The sequence below is a fragment of the Rhodococcus sp. 06-418-5 genome (genome assembly GCF_002258285.1).
In the GTDB taxonomy this organism is placed as follows: domain Bacteria; phylum Actinomycetota; class Actinomycetes; order Mycobacteriales; family Mycobacteriaceae; genus Rhodococcoides.
The window spans coordinates 16545-32731 of sequence record NZ_NOYE01000039.1 but is presented as its reverse complement, the minus strand read 5'-3'; the positions used below and the strand labels follow the sequence as shown (position 1 = coordinate 32731).

Genomic DNA, 16187 nt, shown 5'->3' with positions numbered 1-16187 from the left:
CCCGCCCGCCCCGTTCGCGTCAATGGACCATTGCACCCTTCAGACGTATGTAGTGGTCCATTCACGCAGATCAGCTCCGCGGGTGAATGGCACATTGCAGCGCTCAGACGTGTGCAGTGGTCCATTGACGCAGGACCCGAGCGCCGAGGGCAACGGCAATGACAACAAGTTCGGCGAGCAGAATCCAGAACAGCAGCGCGATATCTGGAGCCCAGCGGGCCAGTGTCGAGACCGGCGCATCGGCGAGTGCGGGCAGCGAAAAGTACAGCAGTCCAGCTGCGCCGAGGGCGGCCAGTGCATGCGCGGGTGCCCATCGTCCGGGAGCGGTTCGGAATCCGAGGAGCGCTCTGGTCGCACAGATCGCCAACAGCACCGCGAGGGTGGTCGACGCGATCAGTGCAACTTCGTACAGACCGAAGCCGGCGGTACGAGGGTCGTCCATGCCGAGTCGCGTGAGCACGAGGGAGCGGGCAGCCGAGGCCAGAGCATCGGCCTCGAGCTCGCCGTATCTGTTGGTCGCGAACACCACAGCCAGGTGTCGTTCCGGAACGAGTGCAACGTGAGTGAAATAGCCGGGGACCGCCCCGGAATGCCACCGCATCTCGGTACCGTCGGGCAGCGTTTCGACGTACCAACCGTATCCGTACGCCGCCCCCGAACCTGTCGGCACCGTATCCGGACTGTTCGACGCCGGAGCGGTCAGTTGCCTGGATGCATAGCGTGAGAGTTCGTCGATGGAACCGCTCAGGTAGCCGTAACCCATTCCTGCGGAGTCGATTCCGGTATCGATTCTTCGGGGGAAGGTGAAGAACGGTACGTGGCCGGGTGCGACGGTGTCGGCGGTGTGCACCCCGGTCTCACGGGCGACGACGTCGGCGAAAGGTTCGGCGGTGGCCTTCTCGACGATCGCTTGCAGCAGTAGGTAGTTCAGGCTCGAGTAACGGAAGGTGCCGCGTTCGGCGGCCCTGACGTCCAGGGCGGGGAGGATGTCGAGCGCTCGCTCCGTGCGCCCCCACACGTCCAGTTCGGTCACATCGTGCGGGAGGCCGCTCGTGTGGTGGATCAGGTCGTCGATCGTGACGTTGTCCGGAAGGATCGAATCACTTTCCGGCAGAATCGAATTCACGGATCCATCCAGCTTCAGGGCTCGGTGTTCGGCGAGTGAGTACACCGTGGCCGCCGTCACCGACTTCGATACCGACCCCCACACGAACGGAGTCGTCTCGTCGATCGGCGCACCGTCTCCGTCCACTCCGTACTCGACGTTCTCCAAGACCTCGTGCTCGGAGACGACGCGGAACGCGACTCCCGGCAGTCCGAGTTCGTCTGCGACGGCTCGGATGTCCGACGCCACGCCGGGGTCCGGTGGGGTGGGGGAGCCTGCGGTCAGGACCGCTACGACGGTCAGCAGGGCGTGGACGATGCGCATGATGGGAGTGAACCAACCTCATCGCGGTCGACGCCTCGGTGAACACCCTGATTTCACACCTGAGATCAGCTTCCGCCTATCGGGTCGTTCCTGCAAGCTCCACTCCTGCGCGGACGAGGCCTGCGATCCAGGGCATCACGTCGTCGTAGGCCGCCAGGGATCCGGGTAGGTGGTTCGCGCCCTCCACCGGGATGGCCGGCAGATCGTATTCGCGGTAGGTGACGTCCGCGCCCAGATCGCGCCAGCGCCCGAGCAGGGTGCGGCTCTGCTCGACGGGCACGGTGTCGTCCTCGACTGCGTGCGAGAGATACACCGGCATGGCAGGGGCGATGCGCCCGACGGTGTTCGTCTCGGTGATCTCGGCCAGCACCGGGTTGCTCAGTTGCTCGGTCAGTGGTCGGCCGTCGCGGGTGAGCTCGGTCGTTCGTACGGTTGCGGTGGCCGCGGGGTCGGTGGTGCACCAGTTCTGTGCGGCGTCGAGCGCGGCGATCCCGTCGGAGTCGAAGACGTCGCGGATGCCTGCCGCTCGTTCCGGGTAGGCGTTGATCATCCCGTCGACCGTGAAGAGCGCGGCGCTACCGAGCCGGGTGTTGTCGAGCGTGTCGATGTTGAGGGTCGGATCCGCCGGTGGCGCACCGACGTACGCGCCCCGGACGTTCAGCTCGGGAGCGTAGGTGGAGGCGAGTTCGGCAGCGGATGCGGACGCGAACCCGCCTTCGGAGTAGCCGAACAGCACCACCGGGGTGGTCGGCTCGACGTCCGCGGTTCTGGCGGCGTCCAGCAGCGCACGGCCCGAGGCGATTCGGTTCAGGTACGTGTGCCCGCCGGGGGTGCCCAGGCCCTGGTAGTCGGTCGCGACGACGCGATATCCGGCCAACAGCAGCGGCAGGATGGCCGGGGACGAACCGACTGTCCCGAGAACAGCCGATCCGGCGCAGCGGTCCGCCATACCGGAGGTGCCGGGCGCGTACGCGATCACCGGCCGGGGTCCGGGGCCGACCCACGGAGCGGTGGGGGTCATGGTGTAGCCGGATACGACCATGGGCTGATCGTGTGTGTCGATGGACCGATAGAGAATCCGCTCGATGTCGAATCCGAGACCGAACCCTTTGGGCGAGTTGACGGGCAGGCTTCGGACCACCTCGCCGAGCGTCGCGGTGTCGACCGCCGCAACCGGCGCGTCGTAGAACTCCGTCAGAGGGCTCGCGCCGGCCGTCGGCGTCGAGAATCCGGCGATCGCGATCGACAGGATCGCGGTTGCCACGATCGTCGCTGCGCGCGGGCAGTTTCTCGATTGTCGCACCCGTCGTGTCGACATCTTCGCACTCGGTAGCCCGGTCACCCCGCTGACGTTAGCCTGAGAAACAGGCCCACAGAGGGTCGACTACGAAAGGATTCGGTTCGATGCCAACTCGTACTTCACGCACAGCTTGGAACGGAACGCTGGAACAAGGTTCCGGTCAGGTCGAGCTGTCCAGTTCCGGCGCGGCGACTTTCGATGTGTCGTTTCCCAAGCGCGCCGCCGAGAACGCCGACGGCACCACCAGTCCCGAGGAATTGATCGCCGCGGCTCACTCGAGTTGCTATGCGATGCAGTTGTCGGCGTTGATCGCCGAGGCGGGCGGCACCCCACAGAGCCTCGAGGTCACCGCCGATGTCTCGCTGGGTCCCGATGAACCGGGTTTCAAGCTGACCGGCATCAAACTCACCGTGCGGGGCGAGGTCGAGGGTCTCGACGCAGACGGCTTCGCGAAGGCGGCTCAGGCGGCAAAGGAAACCTGCCCCGTCAGCAAGGCTCTCACCGGTGTCGAGATCACACTGGACGCGGCTCTCGAAAGCTGAACGGACAAATCGCCCGATGTGAGACTGGCGAACGATCGTCAGGTTTGAAATAGTTCGTTACTCGACCCATCTGCAGGGTGATTCGGTTACGAATCGTGTTCAAACGTCGGGTTCGATCGGCTGATGCGTACGTTCGGGGTATGCACCGACCGGCCTAGGAAGGATCAGCCCCACCATGTTGTGGACGCGCTTCCTGGGCCTCGGTGTACTCGCCGTAGCGGCGTACGCAATAGCCCCTCCCGGCATACCCCAGGGTGCGATATACGCAATCGTGCTTCTGGCCACAATCGTCGCGTTCGTCTACCGCTACTTTCGGGAACCCGGGCCGGACAAGCGGACGTGGAAGTACATGGCCGTCGGCGTCGGCTCCTGGGGTATCGGCGACGCGCTGATCGCGATGGTGCAGGTCAGCGGGGGACGAGTATCGACGTTCTCCTCGTCCGACATCTTCTACCTGTTCGGCTATCTGGTGATCGCCGTCGGCTTCGCACGAGCCGCCGACGAGAACGGGCTCGTGTTCGGGTGGGAAGAACTGCTCGAGTGTCTGGTGGTTGCAGTCGGTATCGGACTCGCCACGTGGGTGTTCGTCATCCCCGGCGATTCGACGCTGTCGTTTCCGTCGGCGATGGAATTGTGGCCTGCCACGGTCTACCTCACCATCGACGCGTTTCTGCTCACGCTCGTCGGAAGTCTGTACCTGCTGACCCGCTCGACAACGGTGCCGTTCCTGGCGGCAGCGGCCGGAGTCGTGTTCCTGGTGTCTGCCGATTTCGCGTCCTATGCCACGGTCGACTCGTCCGAGCTCTACCGTTCGACTCTCCTCAACACGCTGTGGTTGGCCGCGTACGTGTGTTTCGGAGTGATCGCCCTGCACATTCCGGAGCGGGCGGTGTCGCGGGTCGACCGGTCCAGCCCGTTCAGATTCGGGCGTGTGAGATTTCTCGGACTCGCGGTCGCGGTCGCCGTGACACCCCTAGCGATGGCAATTCAGTTGGCCCGCGGGGTCCCCGTCCAGCAGTGGGGGTGGGTGATCGTGCTGTCGTCGGCGATGATCATCGCGCTCGTCGGGTGCCGTATCGCATACTTCCTCGAGACGCTGCGGCGGCAGGCCGCAGTGCTCGAGGACGTGGCTCGGACGGATGCGGTGACCGGGCTGGCCAGTCGCCGCCTGCTCCGAGAGCGGTTGGACACGATGCTCGCCGGACGCGGCGAGTCGGACGTATTCACGCTCGTGGTGGACATCGACCGCTTCGCGCAGATCAACGAGACCTTCGGGTACAGCGTAGGAGACAGTGTCCTGCGCGAGATCGGTCATCGCCTGGTCGCATCGGTGCGATCCGACGACCTCGTCGGACGGCTCGGTGGGGATCAGTTCGTCGTCGCCATGCGCAGGCGTCCCGGCCAGATCGACGTATCGGACACTGCCGAGCAACTCCAGTTCGCAGTCAGTAGAACGATGTTCGTGCACGACATCAACGTGGCACTCGACGCGACGGTCGGAATCGCAGCCATAGAAGTCTGCCCGGCGGCCTCGGGTTCGGGTTCGGCGACCGTGTCGATAGACGGCGAATCGATGCTGCAGCGGGCGCACGTGGCCCTGACTGCCGCGAAGGCGGGCCACACTCGTATCGGTCGCTACGAACCCGACATGGATCGCGACCGACACGATCACATGCGGTTGCTGGGCGAACTCGACAAGGCCATCGGTGACCACCAGCTTCGAGTGTTCTTTCAGCCTTGCCTGGATCTGGAATCCGGCAGTGTCGATCGCGTCGAGGCGTTACTGCGGTGGCAGCACCCACGTGAGGGTCTGATCGGACCGTCGATGTTCCTGCCCGACGCCGAGCGCACCGGTATGTTGCCCGCCATCACCGCCCTCGTGCTCGACGAGGCCTTGGCTCAGTGCAGCGAGCTGCGTCGACGTGGAGTCAATTTGTCTGTCTCGGTGAATCTTTCGGTGAGAAACCTACTGGACGAGACGCTCACCGAACAGGTCGCGGCCGCGCTGGCGAAACATTCGGTTCCCGCGCATGCCCTGGAGTTCGAGGTCACCGAGACAACGGCGATGACCGATCCGGTGCGCTCGGTGAACGCGTTGACGTCCCTTCGTGGCCTCGGCGTCACCATCGCGATCGACGACTACGGCACCGGCTACAGCTCGTTGGCCTATCTGCAGACTCTGCCGGTGCAGACTCTCAAGATCGACCGCTCGTTCGTGTCGAAGATGAACACCGAAGAGACCGACGCATCGATCGTGCGCTCGACCATCGACCTGGCTCGAAGTCTCGGGGTGCGGGTGATGGCCGAGGGAGTCGAGGACGCGGGCACGTTGGACGCGCTCCGAGAATTGGGCTGCGACGGTGCTCAGGGCTACTTCCTCGGCAGGCCGATGCCGGCCGAGTTCCTGGCCGAAGCTGTGGCGAAACTGGATTCGCAGATGCCGACGAGACTCGAATGGGAGCTCGCCCGCGAACGCATCTGAGCGGACGCGTGCGCTCTTCAGGACGCGGCAGGCACGTCCAGTACGACCTCGAATTCGAGCAGGGATGCTCCGGACGAGACCGGCTTCGCTGAACTGGCTCCGGCGTGAGCCTCCCGCGACGGTCCCGCCGACCACGCCTGGAACGACTCCTCGTCCTCCCATTGGGTGACGACGAAGTATCGCGACTCGCCCTTGACCGGCCGCAGCAGTTGGAACCCGAGGAAACCCGGGGAGCCGTCGACCGACCCGGCGCGCGCGGCGAAGCGCTTCTCGAGTTCGGGGCCCGCGCCCTCGGGTACGTCGATCGCATTGATCTTCACAATGGCCATGCCCGCGAGATTACTCCGCCGATATGCTCGGTGGTGATGCTCTACGACGAGGGTGGATCCGGCCGTTCGATTCTGCTGCTGCACGGGCTGATGGGCAGCGCCGCCACCTGGCGGCGGCAGGTTCCGTGGCTTCGAGAATTCGGGCATGTGCACTCCTACGATGCGCCGGGGCATCGTCGTCCTGCGCCGACCGAGCTCACGACCGAGTTCTTCGTGGCCGACCTGCTCGAGCATCTCGAGGCGTTGGGTCCCAGTGTGGTGATCGGCCATTCGATGGGCGCACTGCACGGTTGGTGTGCCGCCGCCGAGCGCCCCGACCTGGTTTCCGCCATGGTGGTCGAGGACATCTCTCCGGATTTCAGGGGACGGACCGCCGATGATTGGGCAGCGATGATGCGGGCGTGGCCGCAACCCTTTCCCGACGCCGATGCGGTGCTGGCGTTCTTCGGAGATGTTGCGGGACAATACTTTCTGGATTCCTTCGTGCGAAGTGACGATGGCTGGCGCCTGCACGGTGAGGTGGACGTCTTCGAAGCGATCTCGCAGGAGTGGGGGACTCGACACTTCTGGGACGAGTGGGATGCCGTCGACGCTCCGGTGTTGCTGATCGAAGGTGAACACACCATCACCCCGGCCGGTCAGATGCAGCGAATGCACTCGGGCAAGCCCGGATCGGCGTACGTGCGGATCGAGAAGGCGGCGCACCTGATTCACGACGAGGCACCCGAGGGGTATCGCACGGCGGTGCAGGAGTTCCTGCGCGCACTAGGATGATCCGAATGCCGCTCGCGAAGCTCAACGGAATCGACCTCAACTACGACGTCACCGGCGACGGTCCGCTGGTGGTGTTGGTGATGGGTACCGGTAGCCCGGGACGCCTGTGGCGAACCCATCAGGTTCCGGTGCTGGTGAAGCAGGGGTATCGGGTGGTGACCTTCGACAATCGGGGTATCGCACCGACTTCCGAGTGCGCGAGCGGAATGACGCTCGACGACCTGGTCGCCGACACCGCTGCCCTCATCGAACACCTCGGTGGCGGGCCTGCACGCGTCGTGGGCACCTCGATGGGAGCGCGCGTGACGCAGGAACTGGCCCTGGCCCGGCCGGATCTGGTGTCGCATGCAGTGATGATGGCCACCTTCGGCAAGACCACCACTTTTCGTGCGCAGATGTCGAAGGGTGAGAAGGATCTTCACGACGCCGGGGTCGAACTCCCCGCGTCGTATCGGGCGGCGATGACTGCGATGCAGAACTTTTCGCCGAAGACCCTCGCCGACGACTCGGCGATCGGTGATTGGCTGGCGATCCTCGAATACTCCGGTGGCAGAAAGACTGCGGGTATGCGTGCGCAGATCGGACTCGAAATGCGTTCAGGGACGGACCGATTGGCGGCGTACCGGGCGATCAGGGCGAAATCTCTGGTGATCGGATTCGCCGATGATCGCATGATTCCGGTACAGCAGTGCCGCGACGTCGCCTCCGCGATACCCGGTGCGCAGTACGTCGAAATCGCCGACACCGGTCACTTCGGATACCTCGAACGCCCCGATGCGGTCAATGCTGCGCTGGTGGAGTTCCTGGCGTCCTAGCCGTCCGAGCCCTCGCCCGCGAGGGCGAACAATCCCGATTCGGTTTGTTCGATCAAGCCGTCGGTGAGCAGTGAATCGAGAGCTCGGTCGCGTTGGGTCGGGTCGGTGGTCCAGACGATGTCCAGCTTAGCGCGCTCGACCGGTCCGGTGCTCTCGCGCAGCACCGACATGAGCTTGCCGCGCACCTGACGATCCGTCCCCGCGAACTTCTGGACCTTCTTGGCCGGGCCGGTGTGCGCGGGCCTGCCTGCCTCGATCCAGGCGCACTCCGGCAGTGGGCACAGCAGGCAGGCCGGATTCTTGGCTGTACAGATCAGTGCGCCCAGTTCCATCAACGCCGCCGAGTAGCGGGCGGCGCGGGGGACGCTCTCGGGGAGCAGCTGTTCCACATCGGCCAGATCCCGCGAGGTCGAGGGATTTCCGGGCTCGGCGTTGCCGTGCATCGCACGCGCGACGACGCGTCGAACATTGGTATCCACCACAGGAACTCGCTGACCGTAGGCGAAAGTCGCGACCGCTCTTGCGGTGTATGCGCCGATGCCCGGCAGACCCAACAGAGTCTCGACGTCGGTGGGCACCTCGTCGCCGTACTCCTCGGAGAGCACCCGGGAGCACTCGTGCAACCGCAGTGCTCGACGCGGATAGCCCAACTTGCCCCACGCGCGGAGCACTTCGGCCTGCGAGGACGCGGCCATCGCCGACGGCACCGGCCAACGCTGCACCCACTGCTCCCAGATGGGCGCGACCCGCACCACCGGCGTCTGCTGCAGCATGATCTCGCTCATCAGGATCTGCCACGCGCTGACGCCGGGCCGTCGCCACGGCAGGTCGCGTCCGTCGGTGTCGAACCACCCGAGCAGTGCGTCGGCATCGATCGGCAAGTGGTCGCCCTTCTCGTCGTGTCTGTGATCGGTCCCAACAGTAGTCAACCCGACTCGCCGGTAACTCGATCCACGTGCACAATGAAACCCATGCCTGCTTCGAATCCGATCGCTGCCTGGAAGTCACTCAAGGAAGGCAACCAACGGTTTGTCTCCGGAGAGGTCCTGCACCCGTCGCAGGGTATCGAGGATCGCGCCCGCCTCGAGAGCGCTCAGCATCCCGGTGCCATCCTCTTCGGCTGCGCGGACTCGCGTGTTGCTGCAGAGATCATCTTCGATCAGGGCCTCGGTGACATGTTCGTGGTGCGCACGGCAGGCCATGTCGTCGACTCTGCGGTTCTGGGCTCGATCGAGTACGGCGTCGCGGTGCTGAAGGCACCGCTGATCGTGGTGCTCGGCCACGATCATTGCGGTGCAGTCAAGGCGACCGTCGACGCCCTCGAGAGTGGCGACGTACCCGGTGGCTACATCCGCGACGTCGTCGAACGCGTCACCCCGTCGGTGCTCTCGGCCCGCCGCGACGGCTACCATGCCGTCGACGAGTTCGAGGCCCGCCACGTCGAGGAAACCGGAAATCTGCTGATGCAGCGTTCCCGAATCGTCGCCGAGAAGGTCGAAGCCGGAGAGCTCGCGATCGTCGGGCTCACCTACCAACTGTCGAAGGGTCATGCGCAGTTGCGTGAGGTGATCGGCGACATCGGCGAAATACCAGCCTGAACCACTCCGATCCCATCTCGGTGAGTTCGCTGACGCGACACGCCGCGTGGGCTCAGGGATAGCGTGGCCTCGGCCGCATACGGTTGATTCGTGTTGGAACCGACCGGGCCTTTGCCTCCCGAAATCTACTGGCGACGCCGTGCGCTCGCCATCGGTGCGGCCGTTGTCGTCCTCGGATTGATCGTGTGGTTCATCGCCTCGCTCAGTGGCGGTTCCGACGACACCGAGGCCGCTCCTGCAGGTGTCGTTGCGGCTCCGGCGACGTCCTCGGCTCTGCCGTCACCCAGCTCCTCTGCCTCCGATGCCGATTCCGCCGGTGCAGGTGGCTCCGGTGGCGGTTCGGGTGGATCAGGTGGTTCCGGCGGCTCGGGTGGAGCTAACGACTCCGCTGCCGGTGGTGGCGCAGCTGCGACCACCAGCGGCGCGCCGGCTCCGGTGATCGCCAATCAGTGCTCGGATCAGTCGCTCGCGATCAAGGTGACGCCGGAGCAGGCCACCTACCGGCTGGGTGAAGAGCCCGTGTTCACCGTGGTCATCACCAACATCGGCTCCACCGAATGTCAGCGCGACGTCGGTGCCGGTCTGCAGCAGGCGCTCGTCTACACCCTCGACAATCAGCGCATCTGGTCCAACATCGACTGCTTCCCCAACGCCGCTTCGGATCTGCGCACCTTCAAGCCCGGCGAGCAAGCCGGCTTCACCGTCAAGTGGTCGGGTACCAACTCGGTTCCCGGCTGCGGCGAAGAGCGCATCCCGGTCGGCGTCGGTGCCTACCAGGCGATCGCCCAGCTCGGCGAGCTCAAGAGCGCGCCGGAGCCGTTCAACATCACCGGCTGAGTACGGTCGACTCTCATGACCACCTCGACAGCACTCGCCCGAGCGGCCTACAAGACGCTCGAACCCTTCCACGTCACCGCGTACTTCAATCCCGAACTGGGATCGGCGTACGAGGACACCGGCCTCGACGGGCACGCCTGGTACGTCGGAGCTCGGGCTGCTCCGATGGGCCCGTGCGCGCCGAGTGTCGTCGCTGCTGCGTTCTACAACTTCAATCCGGTACTGATCGAGCGTGCGTGGCCTGCCGCCGTGGCCGTCGGACTGGACGCGGTGTCCGATCGTCGGTGGGCCCTGCTCGACTCCGTTCTCGGCACGGCTCTCGGCTCCCTGGCGGACGACCCTGCGCTCACCGAGTTGGCTGGGCGTCTGGGCGATATCGGCGACACCGCCTCGTTCGCGGGCCGACCGCTCGCCGCCGCGTGGCACTCCGCCGCTCGACCCGAGGTACCGCATCTGGCCCTCTGGCACTCGATCACCGTCCTGCGCGAATGGCGCGGTGACGGCCACCTCGCCGCGCTGATCGACGCAGAACTCGACCCAACGGAAGCGGCCGTCTTCCACGAGGCCGACCGGCCGAACCCGCAGCCCGGCCGTCGGGCGCTCGGCAAGCGCATCACGCAGCTCACCCGGGAATGGTCCGAGAGCGAATGGGGTTCTGCCGCAGAACGACTCGCTGCCCGTGGACTGCTCACCGTCTCCGCCGAGGGCGAGACGTTGACCGATGACGGCGTCGCGCTCGATCAGCACATCGAGGATCGCACCGACATCATGGCGTCGGCCGTGTGGCGAGACGTCCCCGATGCCGAGGAGTTGATCACGAGCGCACGACCGTACGTGAAGGCCGTGATCGACGCAGGCTTCCTGCCGGGGACGAAGAAGAAGGCGTCCTAGTCGTACGGTCCCGAGATCGAGGCCTCGGCCAATCTGGAGAGGCCTTCGCGGATGTGACGGGCCCACAGACCACCTATGCCGTCCACGGACTGCAGGTCGGCCGAGGTGGCCGCGAGTAGCCCCTGGAGGGTGCCGAATGCGCCGACGAGTCGGTGAATCTGGCTGAACTGTAACCGCGGAACTCGGGTGAGCACCCGGTACCCGCGGGGGCTCATCGGGGTGTCGAGGGCCTCGATGGTCGCGGGATATCCGAAGGCTCGGGCCAGCGTCGTCAGATCCAGCAGATCGACGTCGGTCAGCTTGTCCAGTGCGGCGAGTGCCTTCTCGACTCCGGTGGTGCTCGACGGTTCGTTCCCGGCGAGGTAGTCACGGACGATCAGTTGGCGATCGACGTCGTTGTCGCCCAACAACTCTTCGAGCTGGAGCGCGAGTTGCCTGCCGTCGGTGCCGAGTTCCAGGACGTTCTGTTCGATCTCCACCGACACTCGCCGCACCATCTCGAGACGCTGCGCGACGGTCAGGGCATCGCGCAGGGTCACGAAGTCCTCGATCTCGACGACCGAGAGTTGACGGGTGTTGTCGTCGAGCCTGGCCTTGTAGCGCTCGAGGGTCGCGACGGCCTGATTGGCGCGCGAGAGGATGGTGGCCGAGCCCTCCACGACGTGCCTGACGCCGCCGATGTAGACGCTGACGATGCTCATCGACTGGCTCACCGAGACGACGGGATAGCCGGTTTGCATGGCGGTTCGCTCGGCGGCGCGGTGCCGGGTGCCGGATTCGACAGTGGGGATCTTGTGGTCCGGTACGAGCTGCACATTGGCCCGGACGATTCGTTTGCCGTCGGTCGAAAGTACTACTGCGCCATCCATTTTCGACAGCTCGCGAAGTCTGGTCGGCGCGAACTCGACATCGAGCTCGAATCCGCCGTCGCAGATGGCCTCGACCTCGTCGTCGTATCCGAGGACGATCAGGCCGCCGGTGCGACCGCGCAGAATTCGCTCGAGACCGTCGCGCAGGGCGGTTCCCGGTGCGAGCCGGGCGATGGTCTCGCGCAACGCTGGGGACGGCGTGGTGCCCTCCATGGCCAACCCCCTCGTGTCGTCTCGGCGTGCGGCGTGGTTGCTGCCCGTTCGGGCGATGCATGTCTGCGGGTAAAGAGTACTGCGCAACTACGTGCAGGCAGCCCGACAAAGAATACTGCCCGGTGTCATACGGGCCGCATACGCGTGTAGGTCAACGCCTCGCCGACGTTGGTGACGGTCTTGACCTTGATGCCGTCCGGTATGGGGCCTGCGTCCTCGGGGACGATGGCGTAGTTGAAGCCCAACCGCGCAGCCTCGGCGAGGCGGCGACCCAGTCCGGCGACGCGGCGCACCTCGCCTGCCAGCCCCACCTCGCCCAGAATCACCATGCCCGGGGGCAGCGGCTGATCGCGGACCGCCGACGCCACGGCCGCAGCCAGCGCAAGATCGGCGGACGGTTCGCTGGTGCGCATGCCGCCGACCGTCGCCGCATAGACCTCCGCCTTGGACACCTTGACCCCGCAGCGGCGTTCCAACACGGCCAGGATCATCGCCACGCGGGCGTGATCGAGCCCGCTGACCGCGCGCCGGGGCGACGGCATCGCGGTGTCCACGATCAGTGCTTGTAGCTCGGCCAACAGCGGCCGTTTGCCGTCCATCGTGACGGTGACGGCAGTGCCGGGCACGGCGTCGCCCCGATGATGCAGGAACAGCCCGGACGGATCACTGATGCCGACGATCCCGGTTTCGCGCAGCTCGAAGCAGCCGACCTCGTCGGATGCGCCGAACCGATTCTTGACGCCGCGGATCATCCGCAGAGTCGAGTGCTTGTCGCCCTCGAAGTTGAGGACCACGTCGACGAGGTGCTCGAGCGAGCGCGGACCTGCCACCGCGCCCTCCTTCGTGACGTGCCCGACGAGCAGCACCGCAACCCCGGTCGTCTTGGCCAGCGTGGTCAGCGCGCTCGTGATGGCGCGAACCTGCGTGACACCGCCGATGACGCCGTCGACGTCCGCGGCGAGCATCGTCTGCACGGAATCGACGATCAGCAGGCTCGGCTCGACCTGCTCGACGTGGCCGAAGACGGTGGCGAGGTCGGACTCGGCAGCGAGGAAGACGCGCTCGTGTACCGCTCCGGTCCGATCGGCACGCAACCTCACCTGACCCGCCGACTCCTCGCCCGTGACGTAGAGCGCTCGGCGATCGGGCGCCGATCGGGCCCACCGATGCACCACCTCGAGCAACAGCGTCGACTTGCCGACTCCGGGCTCGCCGGCGAGGAGCACGACCGAACCGGGGACGAGGCCGCCACCCAGAACACGATCGAACTCGTCGATTCCGGTGGTGTTGGCCTGCGAGGTGGCACTGCTGATGGTCGTCAGAGCTGCAGCGGGCGTGGTGGGAATCATGGCCCCACCGCCCGAACGAAGGGCCGATGCGCCTGCGCGTGTGGCGAGCGGAGCAGCGGTGGCCTGGACTTCGTCCATCGAGCCCCAGTCACCGCACTCGGGGCAGCGACCGACCCATTTGGAGACCGAGTGACGGCACGCGGAGCAGCGGTAGCTCGACTTCAGTTTGACCACGCCGCGAGCCTAACGATGGGCACCGACAGGGTCGGGGCGGCGGCTACTCGCCTTCGCTGTGCTCGGTCACCGCGGACTCGTCGCGCTCGAGCTCGTGGCCGGCATCGACGGGAACGTTGACGACGACCTCGCCCGCGTTGGCGAACTCGAACGTGACCGGCAGGGTCAGGCCCGGCCGAACGTTCTCGGAGATGTCTGCCATCTCGACCTTGATCAGCTGGATCGGCAGCAGCGGATCGTCGAGCTGAACGTCCGCGGGCGTACCTGCGCCGAGCGCGGTAAGCGGAGCGATCTCGGTGCTGCCCGATTCCGCCTCGTCGACGATGGTGACCTCGGCCTCGGGGGAGGAGATGCCGGTCAGCTCGTCGGCCACACCCGGGTTGGAGTTGATGGCCGTGAAACCGAGCTCGACGGTGCCGCCGGGCTCGATGCTGTACTCCTGCGAATCGGGGTACACCACGTGCACGTTGCGCAGCTGGATGTCGCCGACGTCGACGGAGTTGCCGTTGACCGCGGCGACCTGAGTGGCCGTCTGGGAGATCTGACCTGCGCCGCACGCGGTGAGGGCGAGCGCGCCACCGGCGAGAAGAGCGAGGGCAGCGGCCGTCCTGCGATGGCGGCCAAGCGGTGTCGCAGCGTCGATTGCAGTCACTTCGGTCGTCCTCCATGTGGTGCCGGGCCGGCTCGGTCCATCTCGTCCACTAGGGAGAGTAGTAGTTCTCGTCCACCGGCCGCTCGTGGGGTCTGCCGGTGGCCCGATGACGCCAGGTGAGGGTGCCTGCCGAGTGTGAGGACGGCGCAGTGACGCACGTGAAAATGTGGCCCCGGATACACGTCGATCGGTCTGTGTCAACCCCTGATTCGGCACTACTATGCCCCTGACCTGCACCGTTGATATGAGCCGTGGTATTCTGGGTAAATCGAAAGGGGCACTTGTCACATGATTTTCAAGGTCGGAGACACCGTCGTTTACCCCCATCACGGAGCGGCGCTGATCGAAGCGATAGAGACACGCACCATCAAGGGTGAACCGAGAGAGTATCTGGTTCTCAAGGTCGCGCAAGGCGACCTCACCGTTCGAGTTCCCGCGGACAACGCAGAATACGTAGGCGTTCGCGACGTCGTCGGGCAAGAAGGTCTCGACAAAGTCTTCCAGGTGCTTCGCGCGCCGCACACCGAAGAGCCCACCAACTGGTCGCGACGCTACAAGGCCAACTTGGAGAAGCTCGCGTCCGGTGACGTGAACAAGGTTGCCGAGGTCGTCCGTGATCTCTGGCGACGTGAGCAGGACCGCGGCCTGTCGGCAGGCGAGAAGCGCATGCTCGCCAAGGCGCGTCAGATCCTGGTCGGCGAGCTCGCACTCGCCGAGGGAACGGATCAGGCCAAGGCCGACACCATGCTCGACGAAGTTCTCGCTACAGCTTCCTAGAGTGAACGGTACTTCCGGCGACGTGGTCGCCCTGGTACCCGCAGCAGGCAAAGGCCTTCGGCTCGGACACGACGAGCCGAAGGCATTCGTCTGTCTGGGCACCGATTCTCTCCTGACACGGTCCGTGGACGGTCTTCGGGCCTCGGGGGCCGTCGATCGCATCGTCGTCATCGTGCCGGCCGATCTGCTCGACGCGGCCCGTCGTCATGTCGGCGACGATGTCGTCGTCGTGGCCGGAGGGCTCGAGCGCACCGATTCGGTGCGCGCCGGTCTGGCCGCTGTCGGCGATGCGGCCGTCGTACTCGTCCACGACGCAGCCCGTGCCCTCACCCCACCGACGCTGATCGCCCGCGTCGTGGCCGAGGTGCGGGCCGGACGCTCCGCCGTCATCCCCGTCCTCCCGGTCGTCGACACCATCAAGGAAGTCGACATCATGGGCGCGGTGGTCGGTACCCCGGACCGCGCGAGTCTGCGCTCGGTGCAGACTCCGCAGGGATTCGACGCCGACGTCCTGCGCCGGGCGTACGACGCCGCATCCGACATCTCCACCGACGACGCGGGCCTCGTCGAGCGCATCGGAGAGACGGTGCACTCCATCGTCGGCGACGCACTCGCGTTCAAGATCACCACTCCACACGACCTACTACTGGCACAGGCCCTGCTGTGAGAGGCGCGCTATGAGAGTCGGCATCGGAACCGACGTCCATCCCATCGCTCCCGGTCGGCCCTGTTGGCTGGCGGGTTTGCTGTTCACCGAAGCGGACGGACTCGACGGGCATTCCGATGGCGACGTGGCCTCGCACGCCCTGTGCGACGCATTGCTGTCCGCGGCGGGACTGGGCGATCTCGGATCGGTGTTCGGGACCGGGCGTCCGGAATGGGACGGGGTCAGTGGAGCCGCCATGTTGACCGAGGTCAAGCGGCTGCTCGACGAGGACGGTTTCGCGATCGGCAACGCCGCGGTGCAGATCATCGGCAATCGGCCCAAGATCGGACCGCGCCGTGTCGAGGCTCAGGAAGTTCTTTCGCGAGTGCTCGGTGCGCCGGTATCGGTGTCTGCGACCACCACCGACGGGCTGGGGTTGACCGGTCGTGGTGAAGGAATCGCGGCCATCGCGACCGCACTTGTCATGACGAGGTAAAACCACCGGTAGCA

17 protein-coding genes are annotated in these 16187 nt (G+C 65.8%); 10 read left to right on the top strand and 7 right to left on the bottom strand.

Features of this window, described 5'->3' with window-relative positions; all coding sequences use genetic code 11:
* Positions 1-103: 103 nt before the first annotated feature.
* Entirely contained in the window at positions 104-1429 is a 1326-nt protein-coding gene (locus CH274_RS28790) for a serine hydrolase domain-containing protein (protein WP_094659650.1), read from the bottom strand.
* 76 nt (positions 1430-1505) lie between these two features.
* Positions 1506-2693 (bottom strand): lipase family protein, encoded by a 1188-nt coding sequence (locus CH274_RS28785; RefSeq protein ID WP_256993730.1) that lies wholly within the window; start codon positions 2691-2693, stop codon positions 1506-1508.
* A gap of 140 nt (positions 2694-2833) precedes the next feature.
* Between CH274_RS28785 and CH274_RS28780 the strand changes: the two genes are divergently transcribed.
* On the top strand, positions 2834-3271 hold the full coding sequence (locus CH274_RS28780; protein ID WP_032397201.1) for an OsmC family protein: 438 nt from the start codon (positions 2834-2836) through the stop codon (positions 3269-3271).
* Between the two features lie 175 nt (positions 3272-3446).
* Positions 3447-5753, top strand: a complete 2307-nt coding sequence (locus tag CH274_RS28775) for a putative bifunctional diguanylate cyclase/phosphodiesterase (protein WP_094659648.1) — start codon at positions 3447-3449, stop codon at positions 5751-5753.
* Positions 5754-5770: 17 nt separating this feature from the next.
* On the opposite strand, the gene CH274_RS28770 is transcribed toward CH274_RS28775, so the two are convergent.
* On the bottom strand, positions 5771-6082 hold the full coding sequence (locus CH274_RS28770) for an antibiotic biosynthesis monooxygenase family protein (RefSeq protein WP_045198600.1): 312 nt from the start codon (positions 6080-6082) through the stop codon (positions 5771-5773).
* 36 nt (positions 6083-6118) lie between these two features.
* On the opposite strand from CH274_RS28770, the gene CH274_RS28765 reads away from it, so the two are divergent.
* Both CH274_RS28765 and CH274_RS28760 read left to right on the top strand, forming a co-directional pair.
* Positions 6119-6856: an alpha/beta fold hydrolase gene (locus tag CH274_RS28765; protein ID WP_094659647.1), complete on the top strand. Its 738-nt coding sequence runs from the start codon at positions 6119-6121 to the stop codon at positions 6854-6856.
* A gap of 5 nt (positions 6857-6861) precedes the next feature.
* Complete coding sequence (locus tag CH274_RS28760; protein WP_094659651.1) at positions 6862-7671, top strand: alpha/beta fold hydrolase; 810 nt, start codon at positions 6862-6864, stop codon at positions 7669-7671.
* Here the strand turns inward: CH274_RS28760 and CH274_RS28755 are convergent.
* Entirely contained in the window at positions 7668-8552 is an 885-nt protein-coding gene (locus tag CH274_RS28755; protein WP_094659646.1) for an A/G-specific adenine glycosylase, read from the bottom strand. The genes CH274_RS28760 and CH274_RS28755 overlap by 4 nt on opposite strands.
* A 90-nt stretch (positions 8553-8642) precedes the next feature.
* On the opposite strand from CH274_RS28755, the gene CH274_RS28750 reads away from it, so the two are divergent.
* From CH274_RS28750 to CH274_RS28740, 3 genes are all read left to right on the top strand, one after another.
* Complete coding sequence (locus tag CH274_RS28750; protein ID WP_032397417.1) at positions 8643-9269, top strand: carbonic anhydrase; 627 nt, start codon at positions 8643-8645, stop codon at positions 9267-9269.
* A gap of 90 nt (positions 9270-9359) precedes the next feature.
* Positions 9360-10106, top strand: a complete 747-nt coding sequence (locus CH274_RS28745; protein WP_094659645.1) for a hypothetical protein — start codon at positions 9360-9362, stop codon at positions 10104-10106.
* Between the two features lie 15 nt (positions 10107-10121).
* Positions 10122-10997: an SCO6745 family protein gene (locus CH274_RS28740; protein WP_094659644.1), complete on the top strand. Its 876-nt coding sequence runs from the start codon at positions 10122-10124 to the stop codon at positions 10995-10997.
* Here CH274_RS28740 and disA read toward each other — a convergent pair.
* From disA to CH274_RS28725, 3 genes are all read right to left on the bottom strand, one after another.
* Positions 10994-12079 carry a DNA integrity scanning diadenylate cyclase DisA gene (gene disA, locus CH274_RS28735; RefSeq protein ID WP_032397195.1) on the bottom strand — a complete coding sequence of 362 codons (1086 nt, stop codon included), beginning with the start codon at positions 12077-12079 and terminating at the stop codon, positions 10994-10996. The genes CH274_RS28740 and disA overlap by 4 nt on opposite strands.
* Before the next feature lie 125 nt (positions 12080-12204).
* On the bottom strand, positions 12205-13602 hold the full coding sequence (radA, locus tag CH274_RS28730) for a DNA repair protein RadA (RefSeq protein WP_032397194.1): 1398 nt from the start codon (positions 13600-13602) through the stop codon (positions 12205-12207).
* Between the two features lie 43 nt (positions 13603-13645).
* Positions 13646-14254 carry a hypothetical protein gene (locus CH274_RS28725; RefSeq protein WP_032397193.1) on the bottom strand — a complete coding sequence of 203 codons (609 nt, stop codon included), beginning with the start codon at positions 14252-14254 and terminating at the stop codon, positions 13646-13648.
* A 288-nt stretch (positions 14255-14542) separates the two neighbouring features.
* Here CH274_RS28725 and CH274_RS28720 point away from each other — a divergent pair, with 288 nt between their 5' ends.
* Genes CH274_RS28720 through ispF form a run of 3 tightly spaced genes read left to right on the top strand, consistent with a single transcriptional unit; the run spans position 14543 to position 16173 of the window.
* Positions 14543-15031 (top strand): CarD family transcriptional regulator, encoded by a 489-nt coding sequence (locus CH274_RS28720; RefSeq protein WP_027494344.1) that lies wholly within the window; start codon positions 14543-14545, stop codon positions 15029-15031.
* 1 nt (position 15032) lies between these two features.
* Positions 15033-15698 (top strand): 2-C-methyl-D-erythritol 4-phosphate cytidylyltransferase, encoded by a 666-nt coding sequence (gene ispD, locus CH274_RS28715; RefSeq protein WP_094646750.1) that lies wholly within the window; start codon positions 15033-15035, stop codon positions 15696-15698.
* Positions 15699-15708: 10 nt separating this feature from the next.
* Positions 15709-16173, top strand: a complete 465-nt coding sequence (ispF, locus tag CH274_RS28710) for a 2-C-methyl-D-erythritol 2,4-cyclodiphosphate synthase (protein ID WP_094659643.1) — start codon at positions 15709-15711, stop codon at positions 16171-16173.
* The last annotated feature ends 14 nt before the right edge of the window (positions 16174-16187 follow it).